Source organism: Pseudoxanthomonas sp. (assembly GCF_002863005.1).
Taxonomy (GTDB): Bacteria; Pseudomonadota; Gammaproteobacteria; order Xanthomonadales; family Xanthomonadaceae; genus Pseudoxanthomonas_A.
In genome coordinates, this window is record NZ_PKDG01000015.1 from 482,766 (window position 1) to 500,126 (window position 17,361).

Here is a 17,361-nt window from a genome sequence, read left to right on the forward strand (position 1 = left end):
ACGCCGTCATCCCGGCTTGCGACGGGATGACGGCGGGGTCCATCAGAAGGTGTAGCGCACCCGGGTGTAGTAGTACGCGCCGTTGCTGCCGATGGGCGACAGCACGTCGTAGGGCAGGTTGCCGAAGTAGTAGATGTCTTCGTTCGACAGGTCCGGGTACTCGTCGGTCAGGTTGAGTCCACCCAGCGCCACGCTCCACTTCGAGGAGACCTTGTATTCGACTTCCGCATCCAGCTGCCACTCGGCGCCGTAGGTCTGTTCCGGCTCGAAGCCGCCGCCGAAGTTGAACACGCGCTTGGCGCTGCCATGGCGGCTCACGCGGCCCAGCAGCGACCAGTGCGTGTTGTACCAGGTGGCGGTGAAGGTGCCGCGCGTCCGCGGTGCGGCGTCGGTCAGCGTGTTGCTCTCCTCCACGCCGAACAGGACGTAGCTCGGGTCGATGGCGAGCAGTTCCGCCGGCGTGGACGCGATGTTCTTCAGCTCGGTCTTGGCGTAGCTGTAAGCGCCGGTCAGCAGCAGGTTGCCGTCGCCCAGCGCCTGCCGCCAGTTGGCCACCACTTCGGCGCCTTCGGTGCGGGTGTCGGCGGCGTTGATGAAGAAGTTGGCGCTCTGCACGCCAGGCACGCCGAAGTTGTCCAGCACGAAGTCCGTCAGCGCGTCGCCGCTGATGCGTTCGGTAAGCGCCACGCGATCGTCGATGTCGATGCGGAACACGTCCAGCGACACGTCGAAGTGCTCGCCGATCCGGCTGGTGAAACCCAGGCTGAGGTTCAGCGACTTCTCCGGATCCAGGTCCTGCGCGCCCAGCGCACGGGCGATGGGGTTGTTGACCGACAACAGGCGGCCCTGGGTGAGCTGGCCGGATGCGTCGTAGCCGGTGGAGGTCGACTCGAACCCGATCTGGCTCAGCGACGGGGCGCGGAAGTTGTTCGACACCGAGCCGCGCAGGGCGAACGCGGGCGCGAATTCGTAGCGGGCGGCGAGCTTGCCGGTCAGCTCGCCACCGAAGTCGTCGTAGTGCTCGTAGCGCGCGGCGATGTCGGTGGTGAATTTCTCGCCCCACTGGCTGCTGAGGCTGGCGTAGACGCTGGACACGTCGCGGTCGAGGTCGGCGGTGTCCTGCGGCGTCAGTCCGCCACCGGCCTGCGAACCGGTCGGGCGATCAGTGTAGGGGCCGGCCGCGTACGAAGCCGGATCGCCGGCACCGGTCTCGAAGGTTTCGTGGCGGAACTCCACGCCGGTGGCGAACGTATGCGCGCCGAACACGCGGCTGATGTCCAGGTTCAACAGGGTCTGGCCGGCGTCGTAATCGCCGGTCTTGAAGCGGGTCGGACTGGTCGGGCCGAGCGAGGCGTTGAGTGAATTGCGCAGGCGGTAGGTGAATGCGTTGCGGCCGTGGTTGAGGCTGGCGTCGTAGTCCCAGTCGCCCCACTGTCCGCGCACACCGGCCACGCCGGCCAGATCCAGGTTGTCGCCTTCCGAGATCGGGCGGTAACCGTTCGGATACACCTCCTTCCAGTTCGCCACGCCATCGGGGTAGCGGAAATAGTTGGCGCCTTCGGTATCGCTCTGGTGGTAGGTGCCGAAGGCGTACAGCTCGGCCGATTCGCCCAGCGGTACGGCCGCGTTGAGCCACGCGTTGATGTCGCGCGAACTACCGTCGCCCAGCACGTAGTTGCGCTGGCCGGCCAGGGCCAGGTTGTCGGGCGTCTGCTCCTCGAAGAACGGGATCTGGTCGAAGCCGGCGCGATTGGTGCCTTCGCGCTGCTTGTACTCCAGGCCCACCCGGAAGAAGCCGCCGTCGCCGATGCGGTCGCCGACCTGCGCGCTGAAGAAGCCGCTCTGGCCGTCGGTAACGGTCTGGTCGATCGGCTCCACCTTCGTGTGGTGCGCGCCGTAGCTGGCTTCGAAGGCGCCACCTTCCGGCGCGTCGTTGAGGATCACGTTGATGACGCCGGCCACGGCATCGGAGCCGTACTGGGCGCCCGCGCCGTCGCGCAGCACTTCGATGCGCTTGATCGCGCTGACCGGGATGGCGTTGAAGTCCACCGGCGTGTTGCCCTTGCCGATCTTGCTGTCGGTATTGACCAGCGCGCTGGTGTGGCGGCGCTTGCCGTTCACCAGCACCAGTACCTGGTTGGGGCTCAGGCCGCGCAGCTGTGCGGCGCGGATGTGGTCGGCGCCGCCGGAGTTGGACTGGCGCGGGAAGTTCAGCGACGGCAGCAGCGCCTGCAGCGCGCTGCCGAGTTCGCCGTTGAGCACGCCGGCCTTGCGGATGTCCTCGGCGGTCAGCACGTCGATGGGCGAGGTGGATTCCAGCGCGGTGCGGTCGGTGGCGCGGGTGCCGGTGACGATCACGGCGTCCAGGTCGGTGGCGCCGGAAGTCTGTGCAGCTGCGGGGAGGGCAAGCGCCAGGGCGATGGCGGCGCCCAACGGGGCAAGGATCGGATGCGGCATGGAAAGTCTCGTGGGGCGAGGGGAGAAACCGGATAAAGTCTATCGCTTTATTGCGATGAAGCGATATATTAAGTCGCGATGCGGCGGCTGCGTCATCTCTGCTCCCCATCTGCTTATGCCGCCGCGTCATATGGCCGTCGCGTCGGCATGTTCCATCCTGTCCTCCTCCCACGAGGTTTGCCCCATGTCGCATCGCGCTGTCTGGTTGTCGGTCCTGCTTGTGCTCGCCGGGTGCGTGTCCACGCCACCGCCGTCCTCTCCCGCCACCCCCACCGCCTCGTTGCAGGGCGACGTGTTGCGGCCCGCGACCGCCAGTGGCTGGGTACGCAGCGAGCTGTATTTCGGGGTGGGCGAAGAGACGGGGCCGGCCGACCGTCCGCAGGCCGAGCCGATCACCGAGGCGATGTGGCGCGCGTTCCTGGACAAGGAAGTGACCGCGCGCTTTCCCGATGGCCTGACTGTGTTCGATGCCTACGGCCAGTGGCTGTTCCGCGGTGCGAAGGAGCCCAACCGCCTGAAGACCAAGGTGCTGGTGGTGCTGCACGAGGACACGCCGCAGCGCCGCGCCGACATCGAGGCGATCCGCCTGGCATGGAAGCAGGCGACCGGCCACCAGTCGGTGCTGTGGTCGCGCCACGCGGTGGACGTATCGTTCTGAACCCGGTGCGCCCGCCGATCGCGCGGACGCTTATGCTGGCGACCTCCCGCCCACCCCACTGATTACCGACTCCATGACCCCGGCTTCTCCCGTGCGCCGCTGGTTCGTACCCGGCGACCTCAACGGCTTCTTCGGCCTGGTGGTGGACAACCTGTCCATCCTCGGTTTCATCGCCGCCGCGCTGATCGGCATCTTCCAGTTCCCGGCCGAGGTGGTATTCACCCGGATGTTCCCGGGCACTGCGCTGGGCGTGCTGGTCGGCAACCTGATCTACACGTGGATGGCGCATCGCCTGGCGACGAAGACCGGCCGCGACGACGTCACCGCGATGCCGCTGGGCCTGGATGCGCCGACCAGCATCGGCATGGCGCTGCTGGTGCTGGGCCCGGCCTTCGTCGGCTTCAAGCAGGCCGGCATGGACGAGCAGGCCGCGGCCACCGCCACCTGGCAACTCGGCATGGCCGCGCTGGTGGTGATGGGCGTGCTGAAGCTGGTGCTCTCGTTCTTCGGCGATGCGGTCACGCGCGCGGTGCCGCGTGCGGGCCTGCTGGGATCGATCGGCGGCGCGGCGCTGACGTTGCTTGGCTTCCTGCCGCTGATCGAAACGCTGCGCCAGCCCATCGTCGGTTTCGTCACCTTCGGGCTGCTGCTGTACGTGCTGGTGGCGAAGGGCAAGCTGCCGGTGAAGCTGCCCGGCGTGCTGCTGGCCTTCATCGTCGGCACCGCGCTGTACTACGGCCTCGGTTTCGCCGGCCTCGGCGCGCCCGGCTTCAAGGTGCCGGATGCGGTGCCGCTCGCGCTGACACTGCCGCTGCCCACGCTGGGCTGGCTCGATGGGTTGGCCTACACCGTGCCGTATCTCCCGCTGCTGCTGCCGTTCGGCCTGCTGATGGTCGTCGGCGGCATCAACGTCAGCGAGAGCGCGCGCGCCGCGGGCGACGACTACCGCACGCGCGACGTGCTGCTGGCCGAAGCGGTCTCCACGCTGGTCGCCGGCGTCTGCGGCGGCGTGGCACAGACCACGCCTTACATCGGCCAGCCCGCGTACAAGCACATGGGCGCGCGCAAGGGCTACACGCTGCTGACGGGCATCTTCATCGGCCTCGGCGGCGTGCTCGGCTACGTGTCGGGCCTGGTGCAGTGGCTGCCAGTGGCGGTGCTGGCGCCGATCATCGTCTACGTGGGCCTGGACATCACCGTGCAGGCATTCACCGAAACCCCGCGCAAGCACGCCATCGCGGTAGCGCTGGGCTTCCTGCCGTCGGTGGCGTACCTGCTGACGATCAAGTTCGGCAATCCGGCGTGGATCGCGCCCGACCACTTCGCCGGCCTGTACGAAGGCGTCGACGGGCACGGGCTGCCGGACCTGGCCACCATCGTCACCCTGGGCAACGGCTTCATCATCACTGCGATGATCTGGACCACCGCGCTGGTGGCGATGATCGACGGCCGCAACGGCCGTGCGGTCGTCGCGTTGCTGGTCGGCGCAGTGCTGACATTGTTCGGCATCATCCATTCGGTCGATCCGCGCGGCGGCATCTACCTGCCGTGGGACGTCGACGGCCTGCGCGCGACCATCCTGTGGCAGTTCGCCGGAGCATATGCGGCGCTGGCGGTGCTGCTGGCGGCGCTATCCCTCCAGAAGAAGCCGTAGGGCGGGCCCTGGCCCGCCGTTTCCGGTGCATGCGCGGACGGTGGGCCAAGGCCCACCCTACGTGAATCCGGGTCTCAGCAGGTCTTGAAACACCGCCGCTTAACCGCATCTGGGTAGCATCGGCTGGCGTTCGCCGGCCCCTGACTCTCTGAGGTTCTCCCCATGCGGATGGACAAACTGACCTCGCGTTTCCAGCAGGCGCTGGCCGACGCGCAGTCGCTGGCCGTGGGCCGCGACCACACCATGATCGAACCGGTGCACGTGCTCACCGCGCTGCTGGAACAGCAGGGTGGCAGCACGCGGCCGTTGCTTGCGCAGGCCGGCGTCAACGTGCCCGTGCTGCGCGAGCGGCTGGGCGAAGCGCTCGACAAGCTGCCCAAGGTGACCGGCCAGGCCGGCAACCTGTCCATCGGCAACGACCTGTCGCGCCTGCTCAACGTCACCGACAAGCTGGCACAGGACAGCGGCGACACCTACATCGCCAGCGAATGGTTCCTGCTGGCTGCATTGGACGACAGCGGGGCGGCGGGCCAGGAACTGAAGGCCAGCGGTGCCGACAAGCAGAAACTGCGTGCCGCCATCGACCGCCTGCGCGGCGGCGAGAAGGTGCAGTCCGAGAATGCCGAGGACCAGCGCCAGGCGCTGGAGAAGTACACCATCGACCTGACCGAGCGCGCCGAGATCGGCAAGCTGGACCCGGTGATCGGCCGCGACGAGGAAATCCGCCGCACCATCCAGGTCCTGCAGCGCCGCACCAAGAACAATCCGGTGCTGATCGGCGAGCCCGGCGTGGGCAAGACCGCCATCGTCGAAGGCCTGGCCCAGCGCATCGTCAACGGTGAAGTGCCCGAGGGCCTGCGCGGCAAGCGCGTGCTGTCGCTCGACATGGGCGCGCTGATCGCCGGCGCCAAGTTCCGCGGCGAGTTCGAGGAACGCCTGAAGGGCGTGCTCAACGACCTGGCCAAGAACGAAGGCCAGATCATCCTCTTCATCGACGAACTGCACACGATGGTCGGCGCAGGCAAGGCCGAGGGTTCGATGGATGCCGGCAACATGCTGAAGCCCGCGCTGGCGCGTGGCGAACTGCACTGCATCGGCGCGACCACGCTGGACGAATACCGCAAGTACGTCGAGAAGGACGCCGCGCTGGAGCGCCGCTTCCAGAAGGTGTTCGTCGGCGAGCCCAGTGTCGAGGACACCATCGCCATCCTGCGCGGCCTGAAGGAAAAGTACGCGGTGCACCACGGCGTCGAGATCACCGACCCGGCCATCGTCGCTGCCGCGCAGCTGAGCCACCGCTACATCGCCGACCGCCAGCTGCCGGACAAGGCCATCGACCTGATGGACGAGGCCGCCAGCCGCATCCGCATGGAGATCGATTCCAAGCCGGAGGAAATGGACCGGATGGAGCGGCGGCTGATCCAGCTCAAGATCCAGCGCGAGGCGCTGAAGAAGGAGAAGGACGCGCAGTCGAAGCAGCGCCTGGCCGATCTCGAGACCGAGATCGAATCGCTGCAGCGCGAGTTCAACGACCTGGAAGAGATCTGGAAGGCCGAGAAGGCGACACTTACCGGTGCGACGAAGATCAAGGAGCAGATCGAGCGCGTGAAGCTGGAGTTGGAGGCCGCGCAGCGCAAGCAGGACTACGCGCGCATGAGCGAACTGCAGTACGGCCAGCTGCCGGAGCTGGAGAAGCAGCTGTCGGCTGCGCAGGAGGCCGAGCAGAAGGGCTTCCGCCTGCTGCAGGACAAGGTCACCGACGAGGAGATCGCCGAGGTCATCAGCCGCTGGACCGGCATCCCGGTCAGCAAGATGCTGGAAGGCGAGCGCGAGAAGCTGCTGCAGATGGAGCAGTCGCTGCGCGGCCGCGTGATCGGCCAGGAAGAGGCGATCAAGGTCGTCTCTGATGCGGTCCGTCGTTCGCGCGCCGGCATTTCCGATCCCGACCGTCCGAGCGGCTCGTTCCTGTTCCTCGGCCCGACCGGCGTCGGCAAGACCGAGCTGTGCAAGGCGCTGGCGGAGTTCCTGTTCGACAGCAGCGACGCGATGGTCCGCATCGACATGAGCGAGTTCATGGAGAAGCATGCGGTGAGCCGCCTGGTCGGCGCACCCCCGGGCTACGTGGGCTACGAGGAAGGTGGCTACCTGACGGAGGCCGTGCGTCGTCGTCCCTACAGCGTGATCCTGCTGGACGAGGTCGAGAAGGCGCACCCGGACGTGTTCAACATCCTGCTGCAGGTGCTGGACGACGGTCGCCTCACCGACGGACAGGGCCGCACGGTGGATTTCCGCAACACGGTCATCGTGATGACGTCCAACCTGGGGTCCAGCCTGATCCAGGACATGTCCGAGGGCGATGGGTCGGCGGACACGCCGGAGCGCTACACGCAGATGAAGGCGGCGGTGATGGGAGTGGTGCAGGCGCACTTCCGTCCGGAGTTCATCAACCGGCTCGACGACATCGTCGTGTTCCATCCGCTGGACAAGACGCAGATTCGCGAGATCGCCCGCATCCAGACGCGTTACCTGGCCAAGCGGCTGGCCGAACGCCAGATCGCGCTGGAACTGGACGACTCGGCGCTGATGCTGCTGGGCAACGTCGGCTTCGACCCGGTGTACGGTGCGCGGCCGCTGAAGCGCGCGATCCAGGCACAGCTGGAGAACCCGCTGGCGCACAAGATCCTGTCGGGTGCGTTCGCCGCCGGCGATACGGTGCGCGTCCGCGCGGAAGGCGGCCAACTGGTGTTCGAGACCGTCGCGCGCTGACGGACGGTAGGCCGGCGCCTGTCCTGCTTTCGTCCATCGGCGCGTGGTAGTACGTTATGGGGCGGCCTGCGATGGGGCAGGGCTGCCGCCGTGCGCGCGAGGACGCGGAGCTGGCAAGGGGCAAGGGCGGACGGATGGCCGATCATGCAGGGCAGCCGGTGCGTGGCCTGGGCGGGAGCATGCAGGTGCTCCTGTTGGGCGGCATGTGCCTGCTGCTGCAGCAGATCCCGATCCGCTACCGCATCGACTTCTTCGGCGAACTCGCCGATGCCTCGCTGATCCACCTGCATACCGGCCTGCTGCTGGCCGTCGCCATGCTGGTGCGCGATGCGCGCGTGGTGGCGGGCTGCTTCGTGCTGACGTTCGCGGGCTGGACGCTCCGCCAGCTCTACCTGTTCGATGACGGCCAGCCCTCGTGGACGTTGGCGTGGGGCGCAGCCTCGTACCTGTTCCAGTACGGCTGGACGCGGCTGTGCGCGCGCTGGATGGGATGGCCGCGCATGGCCGGCACGGGCGTGCAGCGCGGCGACCTGATGCGGTTCGCCGCGATCGGGCTGCTGCTGTACCCCATCGTCATCGCGCTGCTGGGTTTCAGCATCGCGCTGGTCAATACGCCGGCCGTGGCGGTGAGCGCCGCCTTCCAGATGTTCTTCGCCAAGCAGTTCGGCGTGGCGGTGGTGACCCTGCCGCTCGTCATCGGCTGGCAGGAACGTACGCTGCCCGCGGCGCGCTCGACGATCGGCCGGCATTGGATGTGGCCGGTGGTGCTGGGGCTGGGCCTGGCGATCAGCCTGTGGGCGGCGATGCAGGTCCGGCAGTCCTTCGGTGGCGTATCGCTGCCGTCGGCGCCGGTGCTGATGGACTACCGCTTCGCGCTGCTGCTGGTGCTCGCCTGGTGCATGCTGCGCCTGCCGCCGCGCTGGGCGATGCTGTCCCTGTCGCTCACCCTGTTGCTGCTGGTCGGCATGGTGGCGGGCACGGCCGAGTACGCCAACACCCCGGTAGGCTTCTTCAACCTGCTGCACATCGCGGCGGAAATGAACATCCTGCTGCTCGCGATGCTCTACCTGTGGCTGACCAACCGCGACCGCTCCGCGCTGGCGGAGCAGCTGTCGGAAGAAACGCTGCGCGACCAGGTCACGGGCCTGCCCAACCTCAAGGCGTTGCGGGGGCGCATGGAAAGGCCACTGCCGCGCACGGAGCTGGGCTACCTGTTGCTCGACCAGACCGACACGCTGGTGGCCGGCTTCGGGCTGGACACCCAGGCGCAGGCGATGAACGCGACCGCGCGGCGGGTGGACGACCTGGTCGAGGCGTACTACGTCGGCACCGGCCAGTTCGCGCTGCTGCCGCGCCCGGGGCGCGACGCCGACCTGTGGGAACGCGTGATGGCCCGCGTCGAACATGCGGAGATCGATGTCGACGGCGAACCGATACGGCTGCTGCCGTACCTCGGCGTCGCGGCGTTCAACGGCGCGCACGCTAGCGTGATCGACCGCGCCGTGCTGGCCGCGTCGCACCTGGCGTTCGAGGCGCGCCAGCACGGGGAACTGCGGCCGCGCTACAGCGACATCGGCGACACCCAGTTGTGGCGCACGCACCGCCGGCAACTGCACGATGCCACCGAAGCCCTGGCCAGCCTGCGCAGCGAGCGCGTGGTGCTGTACTTCCAGCCCATCCGCGATCTGGTGGAGGACATGCAGGGCGAGCCCCGGCCGCTGGCGGGCGAAGTGCTGTGCCGACTGATCGACGAGCGCGGCGACATCATGTCGCCGGCGCGCTTCATGGCACCGCTGGAGGCGGCGGGGCGGGGCGCCGAACTGGACCTGGCGGTCATGCGCGCGCTGTTCCGGCTGCTGCGCAAGACACCGGCCGCGCTGCCGCATTGCCGCGAGATCGCCATCAACCTGACCGGACAGAGCCTGGCGTCGATGAGCTTCCAGGTCGAGCTGCGCACCTTGCTGGCGGGTTCGCCGCTGCCGATGCACGCGCTGTGCTTCGAAGTCACCGAAACCGCGGCCATCTCCAACACCGCGGCGGCCAGCCACCTGCTGGCCGACCTGCGCGCGCTGGGCTGCCACATCGCCATCGACGATTTCGGTACCGGCATGCAGAGCTTCGCGCGCCTGCGGGAGCTGCCGGTGGACGTGATCAAGATCGATGGTTCGTTCGTGCGCAACGTGGCGCAGCTCGGGAAGGACTACGCCGTGGTGCAGGCCTCGGTGGCGGTGGCGAAAGCCTTCGGCGCGGTCACCGTGGCGGAGTTCGTCGAGGACGAGGACACGGAATACTGCCTCCGCCGCCTGGGCGTGCACCGCGTGCAGGGGTATCTCTACGGCGCGCCGCGGCCGCTCGCCGACGTGCTGGCGGAAACGGCCGCCGAGGCCGCCGCCTCGCGCGAGTGAGGCGGCGGCTCAGGCACTCGTGCGCTGCGGGCGGTAGGGCGGCGTGGACATCACCATTTCGGCCAGCGAGAACGCGAGTTCGCGTTCGGCCAGCACGGCGCCGTCGGCGCCGTGTTCCAGCAGGTGCTTCACTTCGCCGTCGCTGTGCGCGCGCGCCAGCAAGGTCAGCGAAGGGTTGATCGCGCGCAGCTTGGCCAGCGTCTCGCCGGCTTCCAACGGCTGGGGGATCGCCAGCACGGCGATCTTGGCGCGCTCCGGGTGCGCTTCCGCCAGCACGCGGTCGGCGGCCGCACTGCCGCGGATCGCGGGAATGCCCGCATCGTGCGCGCGGGCGACGTGGTCGCCGTTGTCGTCGATGACGATCAACGGCACGCCCCGGTCGCGCAGGACGCGTGCCAGCTCGCTGCCCACGCGGCCGTAGCCGATGATGATGGCGTGGTCGGTGACGTCCAGCGACGGACCGGGCGGCACCTCGGGTTCGGCCGGCAAGGGTGCCAGCGCTTCCTGCTTCGTCTGCCAGCGGTCCAGCCACGAAAACAGGAACGGGTTGGCGATGATGGACAGCAGCGAGCCGGCCAGGATCAGGTCGCGTCCGTCCGGCGGCAGGATCTTCAATGCCACGCCCAGCGCGGCCAGGATGAAGGAGAACTCGCCGATCTGCGCCAGGCTGACCGAGATCGTCAGCGCGGTGCCGGTCGGATGCTTGAACGCCTTGACGATGTAGTACGCCGCCACCGACTTGCCGATCACGATGATCCCGAAAGTGGCCAGCACCTGCCACGGATGCGCCACCAGGATCGCCGGGTTGAACAGCATGCCGACCGAGACGAAGAACAGCACCGCGAACGCGTCGCGCAGCGGCAGCGAGTCGTTGGCGGCCTTGTGGCTGAGCTCCGATTCGTTGAGCAGCATGCCGGCGAAGAACGCGCCCAGCGCGAACGACACGCCGAACAGCGTGGCCGAGCCGAACGCCACGCCCAGCGCGATCGCCAGTACCGACAGGGTGAACAGCTCGCGCGAACCGGTGGCGGCGATCTTCTCCAGCGTCCACGGGATGACGCGCCGACCCACCACCAGCATGAAGGCGACGAAGGCACCCAGCTTGATGAAGGTCCAGGCGATGGCCACCATGAACGTGCCGAAGCTGGCACCTTCGGCCTGGGCTTCCGGCCCGAATGCCTCCGCCAGCACCGGCAGCATCACCAGCGCCAGCACCATCACCAGATCCTCGACGATCAGCCAGCCCACCGCGATGCGGCCGCGCCTGGTCTCGAGCAGGCGACGTTCCTCCATCGCACGCAGCAGTACCACCGTGCTCGCCACCGACAACGCCAGCCCGAACACGAAGCCGTTGAGCGGTGTCCAGCCCATGCCCCACGCCAGCGCCCACCCCAGGCCGGTCGCGACCACGATCTGCGCGATGGCGCCGGGAATGGCGATCGCTTTTACTTCCAGCAGGTCTTCCAGCGAAAAGTGCAGGCCCACGCCGAACATCAGCAGCATCACGCCCAGTTCGGACAATTGGGTGGCGAGTTCCTGGTCCGCGACGAAGCCGGGCGTGAATGGACCGACGAAGATGCCTGCGATGAGGTAACCGACCAGCGGCGAGAAGCGCAGTTTGTGCGCAAGCGCGCCCAGCACGAAGGCCAGGGCGAGGCCTACCGCGATGATGTTGATCAGGTCGGTGTCATGGTGCATCGAATGGCGCGGTTCCTCGGCGTGATCGGTCGAGTGTCGCCGATGGGGACGCTTTGTCGCAAACCGGCGACGCATCCCAAGCCTGCGTCGCGCGGTTCCGTCGCCCCCATCACGGAAACGCCCCGCGCGAGGCGGGGCGTTCCGGCGAAGCATGGTGCGCGTGGCTTACCAGGTATAGCTGATCCGCCCGTATGCATATGCACCGTTGAAGCCGAACGGGCTTTGCGACGGATACGGCAGCTGGCCGGTGGTCGAGGTGTTCAGTGCCGGCGAGATGAACAGGTTCTCGTCCGGATACTCGTCCAGCACGTTGTCACCGCCCACGGTGAACTGCCAACCGCCGGTCTTGTAGCTGAAGGCCAGGTCGAGCAGCCACTTCGCGCCGAACGTCTGGTCCAGCACCGGGTTGGCGTTGAGGATGGTGAACTCGCCGTAGCGCGTGGCGGTAGTGCTGACGCTGAAGCCGCCCTTGGTCCAGATGCCGTTGAGGAAGAACTTGTCGCGCGGCGCGCCTACCTCGAAGCGGCCCAGTTCCACGCGGCCGAAGCGCAGCGCGGTGGGATCGATCGCCGTGAGCGCGGCCGGATTCGGAGCCACGCGATCGATCGTGGTCTTGTTGTAGTTGTAGCCGCTGGTGAAGTCGAGCGTGCTGGCCGCCAGTGCCCACTTGTACGTGCCGACGATGTCGACGCCCTTGGTGGTCGTGTCCAGCGCGTTGGTGAAGTAGCGCCCGCCCGCGACGTCCGGGAAGCCGTTCGCGTTGAGCCAGGTGCGCACGGCGGTACTGGTCAGGTTCTCCGACAGCGTGATGCGGTCCTTGACCTTGATGTGGTACCCATCGATGGTGACGTACAGGTTCTCGACCGGCGTGAGCACCAGGCCCAGGCTGAGGTTGTCCGATTCCTCCGCTTTCAGCGGTTCCGCACCGAGCGAGATGCCGGCCGGGTTGGTCACCCGGAACGTCACCAGGTCGAAGGGCAGCCCGCCGATGAAGTTGGTCGACGTGGTCTGGTAGTACTGCTGTTGCAGCGACGGCGCGTGGAAGCCCGTCGAGGCCGTCGCACGCAGCGCCACCGCGTCGTTGAACGCGTAGCGACCCGTCAGCTTGCCGGTGGTGGTGTCGCCGAAGTCGCTGTAGTCCTCATAGCGCACGGCGACGCCGGCGGACAGTTTCTCGGTCAGGTCGCCTTCCAGGCCGGCGTAGAACGAAATGTTGTTGCGGTCGAAGCTGCCGCTGTCGCTCGGCCGGAAGCCCGGGAACACCTGCGCACCGGACGGCGCGGGTGCGCCGCCGATCAACACCCCGCCGTTGATGTACGACCCGGGTTCGCCGGCACCGATGGTGAACTTCTCGCCTCGCCATTCCGCGCCGTAGGACAGGGTGACCGGATAGGCCAGGCCCCAGTCCAGTTGCTTGTTGAAATCGAAGTTCAGCACGTGCTGCTTGAGTTCCAGCGAACCGGCGTAGAACGCGGTGGGAGAGGTGGGGCCCAGGCTCCGGTTCAACGTGTTCTGGATGTCGAACTCCAGTTCGTTGCTGCCGTAGGTGTAGCTGATGTCGATGTTGGTGCCGCCGGCAGTGAAGGTCTTGATGCCGCTGGAAACGCTGACGTCGGTGGACGTGTTGAAGATCTGCGGCAGGAAGCCGTCCGGATAGATCGACGGGATGTTGCGCGAGTCGCCGGCCGGGCGGAAGAAGCCGTTGGAGAGCGTTTCCCGCTTGGTATGGAGGCCGTAGGAATAGAACGTCAGGTAGTCGGTGACGTCCACTTCGCCGTTGTAGAGGAAGGAGGCGTTGTCGACCTCGGGATCGCCATAGCGCTGCACGACCTTGCCGCCGGGGGCGCTGGTTGCCGTCACCGTCCCCAGGAAGGGACGTGCCCGGTCGGTCTGGTCCTGATGCCCCGCCTGTGCGGCCAGGTGGACCTTGCCGCTCTCACCGAGCTTGAAGCCGGCATCGGCAAGCGCCTGGTACTGGCGGCCGTCGCCGGCGCTGTAGCCGCCGCCGGTAACGCTGACGCTGCCGCCGCTGTCGGCGCCCTTCAGCACGATGTTGATGACACCGGCGATGGCGTCGGAGCCGTACTGCGCGGAGGCGCCGTCCCGCAGCACTTCAACGCGTTCGATGGCGGAAATCGGGATCGAGTTGAGGTCCACCGGCGAGGAGCTGCGCCCCTGGCTGCCGTTGACGTTGACCAGCGCGCCCGGGTGGTAGCGCTTGCCGTTCACCAGCACCAGGGTGTGGTCGGGGGCCAGGCCGCGCAGCTGGGCCGGACGCATCGCGTCGGTACCATCGTTGATCGCGGCGCGGGGGAAGTTCAGCGAGGGCACGGCGCGCGAGAGCGCGGTGGCCAGTTCCACCGTGCCGGTGGACTCCAGCACCTCGGGCGTGATGATGTCGATCGGTGCAGTGGATTCGGCCACCGTGCGATCCGCCACGCGGGTGCCGGTGACGATCAGGGTGTCGAGCGTTTGCGCGTCGGACGACGCAGGGGCTTCCTGCGCGAGGGCGATGGGTGCGGCGAGCGCCAGGGCGACGGCGAAGGCGAGGGGCGAAAGCTTGCGGGTCATGGTGGCTCCAACGGGATGGAAGGACGGCGCAGCAGGGTCGATGGTGGCAGGAAAGTTGCCGCTGAAATCAGTTTTGTGCGTTGCACCAACCCCTTTGTTACCGCCCTATGACATGGATGTCAATGGATTCTTAACAACTGTGAGGCGGCCCGCTACCGATAAACTACGCGGCCGCTCTTCCCCAAATCCCCGTAGGTTGTTTCTTGATTTCCCTTCGTAATTTCGCGCTCCGCCGTGGTGAGCGCCTGCTGCTGTCCAACGTCGACCTCACCCTGCACGCGGGCTACCGCGTCGGCGTGGTGGGTCGCAACGGCGCGGGCAAGTCCAGCCTGTTCGCCGCCGTCCAAGGCGAACTCGAGGCCGACAAGGGCGACCTGGACCTGCCCGGCAAGGTGCGCATCGCCAGCGTGGCGCAGGAAACACCCTCGCTCCCCGACCCGGCGCTGACCTTCGTGCTCGGAGGCGACACCGAGGTCGCCGCCGTGCTGCAGGCCGAGGCCGACGCCACCGCGCGGGAAGATTGGGAAGCGGTGGCCAATGCGCACCAGAAGATGGCCGAGATCGGCGCCTACGACGCCGAGGCGCGAGCCGGCAAGCTGCTGCACGGCCTCGGTTTCCCGGCCGACACGCACCACCGCCCGGTGTCGTCGTTCTCCGGCGGCTGGCGGGTGCGCCTGAACCTGGCGCGCGCGCTGATGATGCCCAGCGACCTGCTGCTGCTCGACGAGCCCACCAACCACCTCGACATGGACGCCGTGCTCTGGCTGGAGCAGTGGCTACTGAAGTATCCCGGCACGCTGCTGCTGATCTCGCACGACCGTGAGTTCCTCGACAACGTCGCGACCCACACGCTGCACCTGCATGGTGGCGGCGCCAAGCTGTACACCGGCGGCTACACCGATTTCGAGCGCCAGCGCGCCGAACAGCTGCGCCAGCAGCAGATCGCGCACGAGAAGGAACAGGCAGAGCGCGCGCACCTGCAGAGCTTCATCGACCGCTTCAAGGCCAAGGCGTCGAAGGCCGCGCAGGCGCAGAGCCGCATGAAGCGCCTTGCGAAACTGGCGGGCACCGAGGCCGTGCGCGCGGAGCGCGAATTCCGCATCGAGTTCGCCGAACCGGCCAAGCTGCCGTTCTCGCTGATCCGCCTGAACCACGTCGAGGCCGGCTATGGTCCCGGTGCGACGATCCTGCACAACGTCGGTTTCGGCCTGGAAGCCGGGCAGCGCATCGGCCTGCTGGGCCCGAACGGTGCCGGCAAGACCACCTTGGTGAAGACGCTCGTGGGCGAGTTGCCGGCCATGGCCGGCGACCGCATGGCGCACCCGGACCTGCGCATCGGCTACTTCGCGCAGCACACGGTGGAGTCGCTGCATGAAGGCCAGTCGCCGATGGACCATTTCCGCGAACTGTCGCCGGAAGGCAGCAACCAGTCGTTCCGCGACTTCCTGGGCAAGTGGAACTTCCCGGGCGACCGCGCATTCGAGCCGGTGGATGGCTTCTCAGGCGGCGAGCGCGCACGCCTCGCGCTCGCGCTGATCGCCTGGCAGCAGCCCAATGTGCTGCTGCTCGACGAACCCACCAACCACCTCGACCTGGAGATGCGCGAAGCCTTGGCCGAAGCGCTCAGCGATTTCGATGGCGCGATCGTGATGGTCTCGCATGACCGCCACCTGATCGGCCTGGTGTGCGACACGTTCTGGCGCGTCGCCGATGGCGTGGTCGAGCCGTTCGATGGCGACCTGGACGAATACGCCGCCTGGTTGCGCACGCGCGCCTCCGCGCAGGGCAGCAAGCCGCTGCGCAGCGAGCCCGCGCCCGCCCCGAAAGCCGCGCCAGCGCCCGTGCGCAAGGTCAATCCGGTGAAGTTGGCCGCCGCCGAGGCCAAGGTCGCCGAACTCGAAGGCAAGCTGGCCGATGTCGATGCGCAACTCGCGGACCCGAAGAGCTACGCCGACGCCGAACTCGCCGCGCGACTGGGCCGGGATCGCGAAGCGCTACAGCAGCAACTGGCGAAGGCCGAAGAGGCCTGGTCGGCGCTGTACGACGAGGCTTGAATCGCGCCACCGCCATCCCCACACCCCGTACGTCCGTCCCACCCCCCCCCGATCAGCTGCCATGCCCATCTACGCCTTCGAATGCACCCAGTGCGGCCACAGTTTCGACCGCCTGCAGAAACTGTCCGATCCGGATCCCGACACCTGCCCCGCCTGCAGTGCGCACGCGGTGAAGCGCCAGCTGACGGCGCCGTCGTTCCGGCTGGCGGGCAGCGGCTGGTACGAGACCGACTTCAAGAAGGACGGCGACAAGAAGCGCAATCTGGCAGACGGCGGCGAAGGCGCCAAGCCTTCCGGTGAGTCGAAGCCTGCCGAGCCGGCGCCGGCGAAGACCGAAAGTACGCCGGCGAAGACGGAATCGAAGCCGGCGGCGCCGTCGTCTTCGTCGTAAGGCAACTCGGTGTAAGGTGCATTCCTTGGCTAGCGAGGAATGCGATGAGCAGAATTTGCGTGGCGATATTCGCGTTGCTGTGCGTCAGCGGATGTGGAGAAAAGGCGCTGCATTCAGGACCCCTGGCGCTGGGAATTGATGCGCCGGTGCCCATCGCCGCCGAGCCTCGTGACCAGTTCTGGTCCAATCTGCGCTTCCACTGCGGCAAGGCCTACGCCGGCCGTATCACCGCCAACCAGCCCGCACCGACCACGCCTGATCCCTTCGAGGGCAAGGCGCTGGTCATGCACGTGCGGGGGTGCGACGACCCGACGCGCGAGATCCGCATTCCCTTCCACGTAGGCGATGACCATTCACGCACCTGGGTGCTGACGCGCACCGGTACTGGCCTGAGGTTGAAGCACGATCACCGCCATGAAGACGGCAGTCCCGACGCGGTGACGATGTACGGCGGCGACACGGCAGGGCCGGGTAGCACGCGGCGGCAGGCGTTCCCGGTGGACGCGGATTCGATCGCGATGTTCGAGCGGGAAGGCTTGGCGGCCTCGGTGACGAATACGTGGGCGATGGAACTGGTGCCCGGCAAGACCTTCGTCTACGAATTGAGCCGGCCGAACGGCCGGTTGTTCCGGGTGGAATTCGACCTCACCACGCCGGTCGAACTGCCGCCGGCACCCTGGGGCGCCGACGGCTGAGTCGGTAGCGGC

General features: G+C 67.6%; 10 protein-coding genes. 7 read left to right on the forward strand and 3 right to left on the reverse strand.

What is annotated here, in order from left to right:
- Positions 1–42: 42 nt before the first annotated feature.
- Positions 43–2,457: a TonB-dependent receptor gene (locus CYU89_RS07165; protein WP_296279749.1), complete on the reverse strand. Its 2,415-nt coding sequence runs from the start codon at positions 2,455–2,457 to the stop codon at positions 43–45.
- A gap of 184 nt (positions 2,458–2,641) precedes the next feature.
- On the opposite strand from CYU89_RS07165, the gene CYU89_RS07170 reads away from it, so the two are divergent.
- From CYU89_RS07170 to CYU89_RS07185, 4 genes are all read left to right on the forward strand, one after another.
- Positions 2,642–3,115, forward strand: coding sequence for a DUF3574 domain-containing protein (locus CYU89_RS07170; RefSeq protein WP_296279750.1), 474 nt, complete (start codon positions 2,642–2,644; stop codon positions 3,113–3,115).
- Positions 3,116–3,188: 73 nt separating this feature from the next.
- A complete protein-coding gene (locus CYU89_RS07175; protein WP_296279752.1) occupies positions 3,189–4,769 on the forward strand; it encodes a hypothetical protein in 1,581 nt (526 codons plus the stop codon).
- 162 nt (positions 4,770–4,931) lie between these two features.
- Positions 4,932–7,535, forward strand: coding sequence for an ATP-dependent chaperone ClpB (clpB, locus tag CYU89_RS07180; protein WP_296279754.1), 2,604 nt, complete (start codon positions 4,932–4,934; stop codon positions 7,533–7,535).
- A 134-nt stretch (positions 7,536–7,669) separates the two neighbouring features.
- A complete protein-coding gene (locus CYU89_RS07185) occupies positions 7,670–9,940 on the forward strand; it encodes an EAL domain-containing protein (protein ID WP_296279755.1) in 2,271 nt (756 codons plus the stop codon).
- 9 nt (positions 9,941–9,949) lie between these two features.
- Here CYU89_RS07185 and ybaL read toward each other — a convergent pair whose 3' ends face one another.
- Both ybaL and CYU89_RS07195 read right to left on the reverse strand, forming a co-directional pair.
- Positions 9,950–11,638, reverse strand: coding sequence for a YbaL family putative K(+) efflux transporter (ybaL, locus tag CYU89_RS07190; RefSeq protein ID WP_296279757.1), 1,689 nt, complete (start codon positions 11,636–11,638; stop codon positions 9,950–9,952).
- Positions 11,639–11,803: 165 nt separating this feature from the next.
- Positions 11,804–14,209, reverse strand: a complete 2,406-nt coding sequence (locus CYU89_RS07195; protein WP_296279759.1) for a TonB-dependent receptor — start codon at positions 14,207–14,209, stop codon at positions 11,804–11,806.
- A 203-nt stretch (positions 14,210–14,412) separates the two neighbouring features.
- On the opposite strand from CYU89_RS07195, the gene CYU89_RS07200 reads away from it, so the two are divergent.
- The 3 genes from CYU89_RS07200 (at position 14,413) to CYU89_RS07210 (ending at position 17,349) form a co-directional block, all read left to right on the forward strand.
- A complete protein-coding gene (locus CYU89_RS07200) occupies positions 14,413–16,263 on the forward strand; it encodes an ABC-F family ATP-binding cassette domain-containing protein (protein WP_296279760.1) in 1,851 nt (616 codons plus the stop codon).
- Between the two features lie 61 nt (positions 16,264–16,324).
- A complete protein-coding gene (locus tag CYU89_RS07205; protein ID WP_296279762.1) occupies positions 16,325–16,654 on the forward strand; it encodes a zinc ribbon domain-containing protein in 330 nt (109 codons plus the stop codon).
- A 44-nt stretch (positions 16,655–16,698) separates the two neighbouring features.
- Positions 16,699–17,349, forward strand: a complete 651-nt coding sequence (locus CYU89_RS07210) for a hypothetical protein (RefSeq protein WP_296279763.1) — start codon at positions 16,699–16,701, stop codon at positions 17,347–17,349.
- Positions 17,350–17,361: the final 12 nt, after the last annotated feature.

What these genes read in the sequence shown, in the direction of transcription:
- CYU89_RS07165 (WP_296279749.1), bottom strand. Translation starts at nt 2,457, where the DNA reads ATGCCGCATCCGATCCTTGCCCCGTTGGGCGCCGCCATCGCCCTGGCG.
- CYU89_RS07170 (WP_296279750.1), top strand. Translation starts at nt 2,642, where the DNA reads ATGTCGCATCGCGCTGTCTGGTTGTCGGTCCTGCTTGTGCTCGCCGGG.
- CYU89_RS07175 (WP_296279752.1), top strand. Translation starts at nt 3,189, where the DNA reads ATGACCCCGGCTTCTCCCGTGCGCCGCTGGTTCGTACCCGGCGACCTC.
- clpB (WP_296279754.1), top strand. Translation starts at nt 4,932, where the DNA reads ATGCGGATGGACAAACTGACCTCGCGTTTCCAGCAGGCGCTGGCCGAC.
- CYU89_RS07185 (WP_296279755.1), top strand. Translation starts at nt 7,670, where the DNA reads ATGGCCGATCATGCAGGGCAGCCGGTGCGTGGCCTGGGCGGGAGCATG.
- ybaL (WP_296279757.1), bottom strand. Translation starts at nt 11,638, where the DNA reads ATGCACCATGACACCGACCTGATCAACATCATCGCGGTAGGCCTCGCC.
- CYU89_RS07195 (WP_296279759.1), bottom strand. Translation starts at nt 14,209, where the DNA reads ATGACCCGCAAGCTTTCGCCCCTCGCCTTCGCCGTCGCCCTGGCGCTC.
- CYU89_RS07205 (WP_296279762.1), top strand. Translation starts at nt 16,325, where the DNA reads ATGCCCATCTACGCCTTCGAATGCACCCAGTGCGGCCACAGTTTCGAC.
- CYU89_RS07210 (WP_296279763.1), top strand. Translation starts at nt 16,699, where the DNA reads ATGAGCAGAATTTGCGTGGCGATATTCGCGTTGCTGTGCGTCAGCGGA.